Origin of the sequence: Aureimonas sp. N4 (assembly GCF_001463925.1) — a bacterium.
In the GTDB taxonomy this organism is placed as follows: domain Bacteria; phylum Pseudomonadota; class Alphaproteobacteria; order Rhizobiales; family Rhizobiaceae; genus Aureimonas; species Aureimonas ureilytica_A.
Genome location: NZ_BBWS01000053.1, coordinates 1 through 12,973, shown reverse-complemented (window position 1 = coordinate 12,973; position 12,973 = coordinate 1). Strand labels below are relative to the sequence as shown.

Annotated in this window: 10 protein-coding genes and 2 pseudogenes; 4 read left to right on the top strand and 8 right to left on the bottom strand. The window is 67.3% G+C overall.

Annotated elements, in window-relative coordinates; translation table 11 throughout:
- Window positions 1-17: 17 nt before the first annotated feature.
- The 3 genes and pseudogenes from AUL28_RS17705 to AUL28_RS23370 all read right to left on the bottom strand — a co-directional run.
- Window positions 18-290, bottom strand: a pseudogene (locus tag AUL28_RS17705) (AIR carboxylase family protein); the annotation flags it as partial.
- Between the two features lie 258 nt (window positions 291-548).
- Window positions 549-920: a lactate racemase domain-containing protein gene (locus AUL28_RS23570; protein WP_280137292.1), complete on the bottom strand. Its 372-nt coding sequence runs from the start codon at window positions 918-920 to the stop codon at window positions 549-551.
- Complete coding sequence (locus AUL28_RS23370; protein WP_280137291.1) at window positions 806-1,360, bottom strand: lactate racemase domain-containing protein; 555 nt, start codon at window positions 1,358-1,360, stop codon at window positions 806-808. Before AUL28_RS23370 ends, AUL28_RS23570 begins: the two co-directional genes overlap by 115 nt.
- Before the next feature lie 674 nt (window positions 1,361-2,034).
- Between AUL28_RS23370 and AUL28_RS17690 the strand changes: the two genes are divergently transcribed.
- Genes AUL28_RS17690 through AUL28_RS17680 form a run of 3 tightly spaced genes read left to right on the top strand, consistent with a single transcriptional unit; the run spans window position 2,035 to window position 5,839 of the window.
- The gene (locus tag AUL28_RS17690; RefSeq protein WP_062235162.1) at window positions 2,035-3,102 is read left to right on the top strand and encodes a maleylacetate reductase; all 1,068 of its coding nucleotides are present in this window, start codon (window positions 2,035-2,037) and stop codon (window positions 3,100-3,102) included.
- Between the two features lie 36 nt (window positions 3,103-3,138).
- Window positions 3,139-4,893, top strand: coding sequence for an FAD-dependent oxidoreductase (locus AUL28_RS17685; protein ID WP_062235159.1), 1,755 nt, complete (start codon window positions 3,139-3,141; stop codon window positions 4,891-4,893).
- 4 nt (window positions 4,894-4,897) lie between these two features.
- Complete coding sequence (locus AUL28_RS17680) at window positions 4,898-5,839, top strand: intradiol ring-cleavage dioxygenase (RefSeq protein ID WP_062235157.1); 942 nt, start codon at window positions 4,898-4,900, stop codon at window positions 5,837-5,839.
- Between the two features lie 110 nt (window positions 5,840-5,949).
- Here AUL28_RS17680 and AUL28_RS17675 read toward each other — a convergent pair whose 3' ends face one another.
- The gene (locus AUL28_RS17675) at window positions 5,950-7,962 is read right to left on the bottom strand and encodes a HAMP domain-containing methyl-accepting chemotaxis protein (RefSeq protein ID WP_082640549.1); all 2,013 of its coding nucleotides are present in this window, start codon (window positions 7,960-7,962) and stop codon (window positions 5,950-5,952) included.
- A 402-nt stretch (window positions 7,963-8,364) separates the two neighbouring features.
- Between AUL28_RS17675 and AUL28_RS22260 the strand changes: the two are divergent.
- Window positions 8,365-8,739 (top strand): annotated as a pseudogene (locus AUL28_RS22260) (transposase); the annotation flags it as partial.
- A gap of 70 nt (window positions 8,740-8,809) precedes the next feature.
- Here the strand turns inward: AUL28_RS22260 and AUL28_RS17670 are convergent.
- From AUL28_RS17670 to AUL28_RS17655, 4 genes are all read right to left on the bottom strand, one after another.
- A complete protein-coding gene (locus AUL28_RS17670) occupies window positions 8,810-9,376 on the bottom strand; it encodes a cytochrome b (RefSeq protein WP_062235152.1) in 567 nt (188 codons plus the stop codon).
- Between the two features lie 150 nt (window positions 9,377-9,526).
- Window positions 9,527-11,029 (bottom strand): MFS transporter, encoded by a 1,503-nt coding sequence (locus AUL28_RS17665; protein WP_062235148.1) that lies wholly within the window; start codon window positions 11,027-11,029, stop codon window positions 9,527-9,529.
- Between the two features lie 81 nt (window positions 11,030-11,110).
- The gene (locus AUL28_RS17660; RefSeq protein ID WP_062221072.1) at window positions 11,111-12,223 is read right to left on the bottom strand and encodes an ATP-binding protein; all 1,113 of its coding nucleotides are present in this window, start codon (window positions 12,221-12,223) and stop codon (window positions 11,111-11,113) included.
- 4 nt (window positions 12,224-12,227) lie between these two features.
- The gene (locus AUL28_RS17655) at window positions 12,228-12,899 is read right to left on the bottom strand and encodes a response regulator (protein ID WP_058634168.1); all 672 of its coding nucleotides are present in this window, start codon (window positions 12,897-12,899) and stop codon (window positions 12,228-12,230) included.
- Between the last annotated feature and the right edge of the window lie 74 nt (window positions 12,900-12,973).

Here is a 12,973-nt window from a genome sequence, read left to right as displayed (position 1 = left end):
AACCGGGCTCACGGCGCTTACGGCGCGCGAGCGTTCGCGGTGGCATCCGCCCGCCCATGCAGAATCCGCAACGCGGCGCAGGCCGCGCCATAGCCATTGTCGATGTGGCAGACGGCGAGGCCCGGAGCGCAGCTCGCCAGCATGGCACCGAGCGCCGTGCGACCGGCCTCCGCCGCGCCGTAGCCGACGGAGGTGGGCACGCAGATCATCGGTGCCGAGACCAGCCCGCCAAGGACGCTGGCAAGGGCTGCGTCCATCCCGGCCACTGCGATCACGACCCGATAGCGCCGGCAGCCGGGTCTGCGCGTCCCGGAACTCGTGTGAGCCGAAGCCCTCCGAGCATTCGGACACCATGATGAGGGTTCCACCCGGCTCCAGAATGTCGAGCGGCGTCACCATGCCCTTGATCGTCTGGTCGTAGGTCTTGTCCAGCGGGTATCCGGCCGACGAGGTGACGATTGTGGAGAAGCGCCGGGGCAGGATCACCCGCGTCGCGCCCGACACGAAGTCGACGGCGGCGGCTTGGCTTGCGACGATCTCGCCGAAGGTCATGCAGACGAGGTCGCGCTCCTCGTCGAGCCCCGTATTGCGGGCGTAGACATCGCCCAGCATCTTGATGATCTCGAGTTGCTCCTCGTGCAGGGAATTGCCCACGAGATTGCACTGGACCGCCAGCGGATCCCCATGAAGCGCGCGGGATGGAAGGTGCGGATCGTCTCGTGATGGGCGACGCCGGGCGCGACGACCTTCCGACCGCCCGACCAGCCCGCCATGAAATGCGGCTCGACGAGCCCGGTGGCGATCTTCAGATCGGCCTCGGCGAAGAGGCGGTCGATCCGCACGGGTGTTCCGCGCGTCGCCGTGACGCCGAAATCGACATGGTCCTCATCCCGTCGCGCATCATGGTTCTCGACCCGCACATGCTCCAGCACCAGGGGTCGCCGACGAGTTCTCCGAGTTCCTCGTCCAAATTGGGCCGGTGCAGCCCGGTGGCGACGAGCACCGTGATCTTGTCGCGCGCGATGCCCGCCGCCATCAGCGGCTCAATCATCGGGCGCAGGCACAAGCCGTTCGGCACGGGTCGGGTGATGTCGCAGATGAGGAGGCAGGCGCTCCGCCGCCCGGCGGCGAGCTTCGACAGCGCCGGTGCGCCGATCGGCTGATCCAGCGCGGACAGGACCGCGCCGGGCGGGTCGGGGAGCTTGGCCAGCGGCTGCTTGCGGATGACGGTGGCGACGGCCTCGACCGCATGGGGCGGAGTCCTCCCCTCGACCCGTCGCCTGTCCCCGCTTCCCTGAGACGGTGCAGCGTCGGCCTTCGCCTTTCGAGAGGGTGAGCGTCCATCGTAGATGAGAAACATGGCATGACCGGCCTTTTCTCGGCAAGCCGCATAGCGGATCGCTATGGGTTCGGCACCCTCGTCGCGGCAGGCGGATCCCCGTTGGGCCCATGAGCGCGCGGCCCGTCGCCCCGATCCGCCGCCCGGGCGCGTCTTGAAAAAGGAAGGTTCCGGAACACGGCGTGCCCCGCACTGCTTCGTGTCGGTCCAGCCCGTCACGGTCAATTCGTGATCGCGCCCGAGGCCGATGTTTCGTGCACGAACCCCGCGCCCGTGTTCGAAACGGGCGGATCGAAGCGCCCGCGTCGCGGGCCGAGGGCCAAGAGTGCCACGGCCCGAAGAAACGTCTCCGCCCGGAGATCTCATCCGTGCCTGCCGCGCTGAATCCGTGGCCGCGCACCGGGTTTCATAACGATCGGCTATGTCAGACCCGAAAAATATCATCTCCGCACCGCACGTCCTCGGCTAGCTTGCTCTCCGCAAGGCTTCGGGAGGGAGCATGGCGAAGGCAGCGCATCCAGGCGATTTCGGCGGGCGGGCGGCGAGCGTGGTCGCGCGGCGGCACCTGTCCGGCCCCGGTCGCGACGGGCCGCGCGTCGCGTTGGCCCGGTCGGATCGCCGTGCCTCTTAGCGGCGCTTTCCGCCACCGTCGATCCTCTCGCCATCCCCGCTCGGATACCAAGGAACATCAGCTCATGAGCTTGCCATCGTCCTTCGTCTTCAAGGGCCTGCCGACACGCGTCGTTTTTGGCCGAGGCACGATCCAGCGCGTCGGCGAGGAGGTCGAGCGCCTCGGCGCGACCCGCGCGCTCGTCCTGTCGACGCCGCATCAGCAAGCCGATGCGGCGGATCTGGCGGAGCGGCTCGGCTCGCTGGCGGCCGGCGTCTTCAGCCGCGCCACGATGCACACGCCGATGGAGGTGACGCAAGACGCGCTCGAAGCCTACCGGACCGCCGGGGCCGATTGCGTGGTTTCGCTCGGCGGCGGTTCCACGACCGGGCTCGGCAAGGCCATCGCAACGCGCACGGGGGCGGATCAACTGGTGATTCCGACCACCTATGCCGGCTCGGAGATGACCGACATTCTCGGGGAAACCCAAAACGCCCGCAAGACGACGCGGCGCGATCCCTCGATCCTGCCCGAAACCGTTCTCTACGACGCGGACCTGACGCTCGGGCTTCCGCTCGCGCTCAGCGTCACGTCCGGCCTCAACGCCCTCGCGCACGCCGCGGAAGCGCTCTACGCGCCCGACCGCAATCCGATCATCAGCCTGATGGCGCAGGAGGGCTCGCGCGCCTTCGCCCGCGCCCTACCGGCGATCGCGGCCGACCCGGCCGACGCCCGCGCCCGCTCCGACGCGCTCTATGGCGCCTGGCTCTGCGGCGTGGCGCTCGGCGGGTCCACGATGGGCCTTCATCACAAGCTCTGCCACGTCCTCGGCGGCACGTTCGACACGCCCCATGCCGAGACGCACGCGATCATGCTGCCCCACACGGTCGGCTTCAACGCCGCCGTCGCTGTGGCGGAGCTGCGCCCTCTGGCGGAGATCTTCGGGGCCTCGCCGGGCGTCGGCCTGCACGCCTTCGCAACGACGCTCGGCGCGCCGTTGCGGCTGAAGGATCTCGGCCTCGGCGAAGCGGATCTCGACAAGGCGGCCGAGATCGCGGTCGCCAGCCCCTACGCCAACCCGCGCCCGTTCGCGCAAACCGATATCCGCGCGCTGTTGCAGGACGCCTGGGAGGGGCGCCCGCCACAGCTTTGACCCTCCACCACACCAAGCCGTTCCGGGAGGAAATCCATGGCTGACATCACAACCGACGTCCTGATCGTCGGAACCGGCCCCGCCGGCTCGGCCGCCGCCGCGCTGCTGGCGACCTACGGCGTCGAGACGCTCGTCATCAACCGCTACCGCTGGCTTGCGCAGACGCCGCGCGCGCATATCACCAACCAGCGCACGATGGAGGTCCTGCGCGATCTCGGCCGCGAGGTCGAGGACGAGGCCTATCTTTTCGCCGTGCAACAAGAGCTGATGGGCGAGAACGTCTTCTGCACCTCGCTCGCCGGCGAGGAGATCGGTCGCATGAAGAGCTGGGGCCAGCACCCGCTCAGCAAGGCCGAGCACCTTCTCTCCTCCCCCTCCCGCATGAACGACCTGCCGCAGATCTTCATGGAGCCGCTGCTGTTCAAGACGGCCTGTTCGCGCGGTGCTCAAGCGCGGATGTCCACGGAATACCTGTCCCATGTGCAGGACGGCGACGGCGTGACCACCACCTGCCGCGACCGCCTGACGGGCCAGACCTTCACCGTGCGCTCGACCTATCTTCTCGGCGCGGACGGCGGAAATTCCAAGGTCGCCGCCGACCTCGGCCTGCCCTTCGAAGGCAAGATGGGCGTCGGCGGCTCGATGAACATCCTGTTCAAGGCCGACCTCAGCCGCTTCGTCGCCCATCGCCCCTCCGTTCTCTACTGGGTCGTCCAGCCCGGCGCCGATGTCGGCGGCATCGGCATGGGCCTCGTGCGCATGGTGCGGCCGTGGAACGAATGGCTCATCGTCTGGGGCTACGACATCAACCAGCCGCCGCCGGACGTGGACGAGGCCTTCGCGCGAAAGGTCGTGCGCGATCTCGTGGGCAGTCCCGACATCGACCCCGAGATCCGGTCGATCTCCACCTGGACGGTCAACGACATGTACGCGACGCGCCTCTCGCAGGGGCGCGTCTTCTGCCTCGGAGACGCGATCCATCGCCATCCGCCCTCGAACGGGCTGGGCTCGAACACGTCGATCCAGGATGCGTTCAACCTCGCGTGGAAGCTCGCCTTCGTGCTGAAGGGCCATGCGGGCGCGGACCTCCTGGAAAGCTTCAGCCAAGAGCGCGCGCCGATCGCCAAACAGATCGTGACGCGGGCCAATCGGTCGATCGGCGAGTTCGGCCCGATCTTCGGGGCGCTGGGGCTTCTCGATTCGATCGATCCGGTGACGATGCAGGCCAACATGGACGCGCGCTGCGACGACACGGCCGAGGCCGAGGCGCAGCGGGCGGCGATCCGCGAGGCGATCGCCTTCAAGCGATACGAGTTCGACGCACACGGCGTCGAGATGAACCAGCGCTACCGCTCCGGCGCGGTGGCGGCCGGCGGCCAGCCAGAACCCGCCTTCGAAAAGGACGCCGAGTTGCACTACCAGCCGACGACATGGCCGGGCGCACGCCTGCCCCATGTCTGGCTCTACGGCGCGGATGGCGCGAAGGTCTCGACGCTCGACCTGTGCGGCCACGGCCGCTTCACGCTTCTCACCGGGATCGGCGGTCGGGCGTGGGCGCAGGCCGCCCGCGAGATCGCCGCCGAGACCGGGCTGCCCCTCGCGGCGGAGGTGATCGGGCCGCGCTGCGACTGGCAGGATCTCGGCGGCGACTGGGCACGCGCGAGCGAAATCCGCGATGGCGGCGCGCTTCTGGTGCGCCCCGACCATCATGTCGCCTGGCGCGCGCACGGTCCAGTCGCCGACGCGGGTGCGGCGCTGCGCGAGGCTCTCAACTCCGTTCTTTCGAGGTGATGCGATGACGAGTCAGACCAAGGATGGCGATGGCGGCTTCTTCACCGAGGCGGACTCGGTCGAGGTCGTGACGGCCCGAAACGCCGGGGCGCGGGACAAGCGCCTTCGCGAGGTGATGGAGGTCGTGACCCGCAAGCTGCACGAGGCGGTGAAGGAGATCGAGCCGACGCAGGACGAGTGGTTCGCCGCGATCCAGTTCCTGACGCGGACGGGCCATATGTGCAACGACTGGCGGCAGGAGTTCATCCTCCTGTCGGACGTTCTCGGCGTCTCGATGCTGGTCGACGCGATCAACAACCGAAAGCCGTCCGGCGCCTCGGAAAGCACGGTGCTCGGCCCGTTCCATGTCGCCGACGCGCCCGAAATGCCCATGGGCGCGAATATCTGCCTCGACGGCAAGGGCGAGGACATGCTGGTGCATGGCCGGATCCTCGACACCGAAGGCCAGCCCATCGCAGACGCCCTGATCGACGTCTGGCAGGCCAATGACGAGGGGTTCTACGACGTCCAGCAGAAGGGCATCCAGCCCGACTTCAATCTGCGCGGCGTGTTCCGCACCGGGCCGGACGGGGCCTATCGCTTCCGGGCGGTGAAGCCGAAATTCTATCCGATCCCCGATGATGGCCCGGTGGGCAAGCTGCTCGGCGCGCTCGGCCGCCATCCCTTCCGGCCCGCCCATTTGCATTACATCGTCAAGGCACCGGGCTTCGAGGCGCTGACGACGCATATCTTCGACCCCGACGATCCCTATATCGGCTCCGACGCCGTGTTCGGCGTGAAGGAAAGCCTGCTCGCCGAGTTCCGGCGGATCGACGATCCGGCCCGGGCGGACGCGCTGGCATTCCGCCACGGCTGGTTCTGGGAGGTCGAGCACGACTTCGTTCTGGCCCGCAATGGCGCCGGGCGGCCCGATGGCACGGTGGATCAGAAAGCATCCACACGGTGAGGCCCGCCCGCCAAGCGGGATGAGCGGGATGATGGCGAGAAGCGGTCAGCGCGCCGCTCCCGCCTTTCGTCTCCTCCGTTCCGGAGCGGTCCGATTTTGCCCGAGCCGCGCTAGGCGCTCAACCGGTCGAGCGTCGCCCCCCGCTCCGCATTGGCCGCGACGGGCGAAGCCGCGCGGCGTCCGAGGAACCGGAGAAGCGACGAGCTTGCGCGCCGCGCAGGCTCCGCCTCCCCGCTTTGCGGTATCGCCCCGCCGCCTTGCGCGGCGGCCGCGTCCGGCACCTTGAAGAAGCCGGCTCGAACATTGAGCGAGCGAGCTTCGCTGGACAGCTGTTCGGCGGTTGCCGCCATCTCGCTGGCCGCGCTGGCATTGGCCTGCGTGACCTGATCGAGCTGCACGATGGCCTGATTGATTTGCTCCGCGCCCACCGATTGTTCGCGGCAGGCCGCCGAGATTTCCGTCACGAGTTCGGCGGTGCGGCGAATATCGGGGATCAGATGGCCGAGCAGCGCGCTGGCTTCTTCGGCCACCACGAGGGTTTCGCCCGACAGCTTGCCGATTTCCTGCGCCGCGACCTGGGAGCGCTCGGCGAGCTTGCGCACCTCGGAGGCGACCACCGCGAAACCCTTGCCGTGATGGCCCGCGCGGGCCGCCTCGATCGCGGCGTTCAGCGCCAGAAGGTCGGTCTGGCGGGCGATGTCCTCCACGATCGCGATCTTCTCGGCGATCATGCGCATGGCCTCGACGCTGCGTGCCACGGCCTTGCCGCCGCGCTCGGCGCTTTCGGCGGCGGTGGAGGCGATCTTCTCGGTCTGCGAGGCGCTGTCGGCGTTCTGGCGGACATTGGCCGTCATCTGCTCCACGGCGGCGGAGGCTTGTTCGCTGGCCGCCGCCTGTTCGCTCGAGCCGGAGGACAATTGCTCTGCGGTGGCGGCGGACTGCATCGAGCCGGCGGCCACCTGCTGGGCCGACACGGTCACCTCGACGGCGGTTTCGCGCAGGCGCTCCGTCATCACCGACATGGCGCGCAGGAGATCGGCGATCTGGTCCGTTCCCCGTGCCTCGACATTCGCGGTCAGGTCGCCGCGACCGATGGCTTGGGCCTGCACGACCGAGCGGCTCAAACGCCGGGCGATCGAGCGGGACAGGAGGATCGCGACGCAAACGCCGATCAGGAACGCGACCGTCATGGAGGCGATCAGGAACCAGACGGTGTTGACGAAACTCTCCCGCCCGCTGGCGATATACTCGTCGGAGATCGACTTGGCGCGAGTCGCCAGTTCGCCGACACGTTTCGAAACGGCCGTCATCAGCGGACGCTGCTCGGTGTCGGCGACGGTGATGAATCGGGCATTGCGATTCTCGAGTTCGAGATCGCCGGCTTGACGCAAGGCCGCCGCCTGCCGGGTCCATTGCGCATCCAGGGCCCGAACGGCGTCCGACGCGGGAACCAGCCCGCCGAGAGCGGACAGATCGGCCCGAACCTGCGCAATCTGCCGGTCGAGCTCCGCACTGGCCAGCTGGCTCCGGGCCTCGTCCTTCTCGACCGAAACGGCAAGGGCGGCCAGAGCGGCGCGGGTCATCGCCAGCTCCGCCCTCAGGCGCGCCGCGCTCGCCTCCGCCCCGCTCGCGCCCGCCATGGCCCCGTCGAGCAACTTCGTTTCCTCTTCGAGACCGGCCTGTCCCAGGCGGAGCGCGTTCTGGGCTTCGTTGGGATCGGTCTCGATCGCCATCGCCATCATCTTGTCCGTGACGGGTTTGAGCTGGGTCATAGACGTGCGGATGTCGGACACTTCGGCCAGGTGGTCCGGGCTGACGGCACCGAGGTAGCGCTCGACCAGAGTATCGATATTCTTCCACGCAGCTTCATGCTGCGCTTGGAAGCTGTCACGTGTCTTTGCATCGTCGGCCAGCATCACATAGCGACTGAAACGCCGAAGACGCTCCAGCTCCGTCAGAATCTGGTTGGTCGTCTCCATCTGGACGAAGGGACGGTGGGTGAAAAGACTCAGTTGCTCGTTGCTTTGCACGAGCGAGGTGTAGCCGGCGTAACCTACAAATCCGGTCATCGCCAGAACTGCAAGAAACCCGGAGCCGAGTTTAGTCCCAATACCAATCTTCATGAGCCTATATGCTCCAACCCACGTGCCGGATCGTTCCGAAACACTCTCCCTACGAATAATATGAGACCTGTTTATTTTTAGAGAACTGCCGTTTTATTTTTAGAGAACTGCCGTGGATGTAAGTCCTTATTATCATAAGTACAGATTGCTTTAATCTCGCCACTCATTGATCAAATCCAGAAGATGACGGCGCCAGCGATGCAGATGGCGGAGAGAAAGAGGTGGGCGCATCTGACCTGCCACTGAGTTTCTCCTCCACGTTGGACGAAAGTCCACCCTCATCGGGGACGGATGGCATGAAGCGAACGGGCTCCGTTGCGAAGGTTTTGAGGGCCTGTTAGCGCCTGTTAGCGCCTGGGTCTGTCACTATGTCGCTGGCTTTTCCGATGAGGGAAAGCTGGGATGCTGAGCGAAGAGCAGTGGTCTGATCGGGAACCGCTGATCGAGGTGCGTCGCCCTCACGCCAAGGTGCCGAGCCAGCACCTGCGGCGGACGGTCGAGGCAATCCTCTGGCGTTTCCAGAACGGAGCGAAGTGGCGATCCTTGCCGGCCGAGTTTGGCCCGTGGTGGATGGCAGCGCAAACCTTCATCCGTCTGGCACGGCTCGGCGTCTGGAAAAAGCTGCTGGCACTGGTTCGGGAGCGCGGCGTCAGGCTCGGCATGGTGTTTCTGGACGGAACCAACGTCCGAGCACATCAGAAGGCAGCAGACGCCAGCCGAAAGGAGGATTTGCACAGCACTCAACGATTGAAACAAGCCGTCAGGCGGTTTTCCGGGCTCCTCGATCTCGCGCTCATGCTGGGAGACAAGCCACCGGCCTCGGATCGACGGTCTCGCTCGGGACCGTTCAGAGCATGCGTGTCAGCACGTCCCTCTCGCCCCCCGCATGCAGCACACGATGCTTGAGCGCGCCCGCCACATGAAGCGCGACACATGTGAGCAGAATGTAGGCGCTGTAGCGGTGCAACGTTTGAAAGAGGGGAAACAGCGCGTCGTTCTTCGGCAGGAACTCCGGCAGGCGCGAGACCACGAAGAACGGCACACCGTCGCTCTGTGTGAACACGCTCGACATGGCGTATCCGAACATCGGTGTAAGAAACGTCAGGGCGATCATCAGCCGTTGCGTCGCCATGGAAAGCTTGCGCTCCCACGGCCTCAGCTCATGCGCCTCGCGCGGCAGCCGTACGCGCTCGCGCCAGCGCACGACGAGATGCACCATCGCGAGCAGCCAGACGAGCAGGCCGAACTGCTTGTGATTGGGGTAGAGCCAGGCGGCTACAGCGTCGTCCTCCGCTCGTCCGGTCATGAACCAGCCGCAGGCGATGAGCCCGAGGATGAGAACCGCCCGCGACCAGTGCAGAACGCGAAGCGACAGGGGGTAGCGCAAGGCTGGGGCGGAAACGGGGTGAACCATGGGCGATCTCGTTTGCGGTCGGCGCGCCGACGGCGTGCGGCAGGGCCGCAGCAGAGCATCGCCGTGTCGCGTTGGCGTGCAGGATTCGTGGAGGTTCGGTGGATGCCGTTCGATGCACGAGCCTGCTCCCGCGAGGAATGCGGAGCGCCCTTATCGACGCACGCCGTGTCCGTGAACGCGTGTCATCCAGCCAACGCCCGCCCCGGCGGCGAACGTTGCGATGCTCGCCACGAGAATGACGGCCATGACCGCCCGGTCGAACGCGGCGAACGCCGCCTTCCTGAATCCGTCGGACAATCCGTCCGGCAACGCCGCGGCTGCGACGAGCGCTTCGTCGAGGCTGTCGAATGCCGTCGGCGCCACCACCAGTCCTTCTGGCACGGCCAGGGACCCGCCATAGACGGCGGTGAGGACGCTGCCGAGAACCGCGATGCCGATTGCTCCGCCGAGCTCGAAGGACAGCTCCTCGATCGAGGCTGCCATGCCGGCCCGGTCGGCGGGCGCGCTCGACATGATGACGCCGGACGCCGCGGTCATCGTTGCGCCCAGCCCCGCTCCCAGAAGCACGAAGCCCGGCACCTGCCATGTCAGGTGCGCGTCGTAGGTCAGTCCCGACAGCGCAAGGCCGAGGCCGGCAAGAAGCAGGCCGCCACAGAGAATGTTTGTCGCGCCCAGGCGCGGCACCACGGCTCCTGCGATCGGGCCCGTCACGAAGGCCGCCAACGGGATCGGCAGCGTGAACAGGCCGGCCTCCAGCGGGCTCAAACCCAGCACGAGTTGAAGACGCTGCGAGAGGACGAGCATGAAACCGATCAGCGCGAATGTCGCGACGAGAGCCGTCGCGACGCCCGCAGTGAAGTTGCGGTCACGGAACAGCGAGAAGTCGATCAACTTGTGCCGGGCGCGATCCTGGCGCCGCTTGAAGAGGAGGAAGGCCACGACGCCGACAAAGACCGCCATGAGGGCGTGCAACAGCGACGCGTCGCGTCGAGCTGCTTCCTTGACCGCGTAGGCGATGGCCACGAGTCCCACCAGCACCTGGAAGGAGCCGAGAAGATCCCAGGGGCGTGTGGACTGACCGGGACGCGACGGCATCAGCCAGGCGCCGAGTGCGAGGGCCAGCAAGACCACGGGAACGTTGATCAGGAACACCGATCCCCACCAGAGGCGCTCGAGCAGGAGGCCACCGACGACGGGTCCCAGCGCCGCGCCGCCGGACGCGACCGCCGCCCAGACACCGATCGCGAAGGAACGCTCCTGTTCGTTCTCAAAGGTCAGCCTGATAATCGAGAGCGTCGCGGGCATCATCGCGGCCGCTCCGACGGCAAGGAGTGCGCGGGCGCCGATCAGCACCACCGGCGTCGGCGCGAAAGCGGCCAGCAAGGACGCGACACCAAAGACCGCCAAGCCCGACAGGAACAGGCGCTTGTGCCCGAGACGGTCCCCCAGCGTGCCGAGCCCCGGCAGGAGCCCGGCCATGACCAGCGGATAGGCGTTGACGACCCAGAGCTTCTCGGACGCGGTCGCCGACAGGTCCGCCGTCAGCCTTGGCAGGGCGGCGTAGAGGACGGTGACGTCGATGGTGATCAGCAGGAGGGCGCTGGACAGGATGGCCAGCACCAGCCAACGGCTTCCGGCAAGGGTCTCGGTCATGGATCGGGCTTTCGGAAACGGGACGGGAGCGGACACCGGGACGGCGTCACGTCGCTTGGGAAGCGATGGTCGAGTCGGCCGTCAGACGGTGCGGACGGGGGACGCGGCATCCCGGCGGGCGACACGATCGGGCGGACCGGACGTGGTCAAGGCGATTTCGAACAAAGCGCCACCTCCTGGCGCCGGGCGGTAGCGCAGGTTCCCCCCGTGCGCCTCGACGATGGCGCGCACCACCGAAAGGCCGAGGCCGTTGCCGCCGACCTCCCGGGAGCGCTCGGGATCCCCGCGCACGAAAGGGTCGAAGACGCGGGCGGCCAGTTCGGGAGTCAAGCCCGGGCCATGGTCGGCCACACCGAGAAGAACCGTACGCTCCGACACGCCGAGCGAGATCGTGATCGCGCCCCCAGCGCCATGCCGCCGCGCGTTGGTGACGAGTGCGAGAAGGGCCTGGCGGATGCGCGTCGCGTCGACTCGGACGATGACGTCGGCAAGATCGAGCCGAACCGGAAAACCGGCCGCCGCCAGGTCGGGTCCGGCGAACTCGGCCAGCTCGGCCACCACCACAGCAAGGTTCACATCCTCCCGGTGCAGGTCGAGATGTCCGCTGTCGGCCAACGTCACGGTGCGCAGGTCCTCCACCAGCCGGGCCAGGCTGTCCACCTGTAGCACCAGCCCACGCAGCGACCGCTCGTCCGGCTCGAACACGCCGTCGATCATGCCCTGAAGACGGCCCTTGAGGATGGTCAGCGGCGTGCGCAGCTCGTGCGCGATCGTGGCGTTCCAGAGCGCCATGTCGGCCGCCATGTCCTGCAGGCGCTGGGCCATGGTGTTGAAGTCGTCGACCAGTTCCGCCGTTTCGCCAAGCGAGCGGTCGCCGGGCTCGGCGCGCGCCGACAGGTCGCCATCAGCGATGCGACGGGCGCTCAGGGCTAGCGTTTCCAGCGGCTCGAGGATGCGACGCGCGAGGCGAAGAGCGACGAAGACCGCGATCGGCAACGTCACCAGGATGGCTGCGCCGAGGATGGCAAGGTCCGTCAGCGTCAGCCCGCCGTCGTCCGACTCCAGACGAGGATAGAAGGCGATCATCACCGTGTAGGCGAGATAGGTCCCGAAAAAGACAATCAGGCCGGCGACCACGGTGATCGCGGACATGGCGAGGAGGATCTGGCGGCCGAGGCCGACGGGAAGCTTCATGGCTTCAGACCATCAGCCGGTAGCCAACGCCGCGCACGCCAGGCAGCAGACCCACACCACCAGACTGCTCCAGCTTCCGCCGCAGCTTGCTGAGATGACTGTCCACGGTGCGGTCGAGCGCGTCCGACCCCGGCAGGCAGGCGTCCACCAACTCGCTTCGCGTGAACACCTTGGTCGGGCTGCGCGCCATGTGGGCGAGAATGCGGAACTCGGTCAGCGTCAGTGCGAGCGGCGCCTCGCCGAGGCTCGCCTGATAGGCGTCGAGGTCGATCGACAGGTCCCCGACCCGAAGAACGCCCGCGGCGCTGGCAAGGCCCGACCGGCGGAGCACCGCCTTGGCACGCGCCACGACCTCGATCGGGTTGAAGGGCTTCACCACGTAGTCGTCCGCGCCAATGCGCAGTCCCTGCAACCGGTCGATGTCCTTGTCGAGCGCGGTGATCATGATCGCAGGCGTCTGGCCCCGGCGGCGCAGCTCGGCCAGCACCTCCCATCCATCGAGACGCGGCATGGTGACGTCGAGGAGCACGAGGTCGGGCTTCAGCGCAAGATGGAGGTCGAGCGCGGTGCGGCCGTCGCGTGCCTGCACTGTGCGGAACCCCTCGCGAGTCAGGTAAGCGTCGAGGATCGCTGCGATCTCGATGTCGTCCTCGGCGATCAGGACCAGGGATGTCATGGCGGTGGTTCTCCTTGGCATCGATGGATGCCACCGGCCGGTGCCGACGTCGAGCGCCCCGCGGCCGTCTCCAC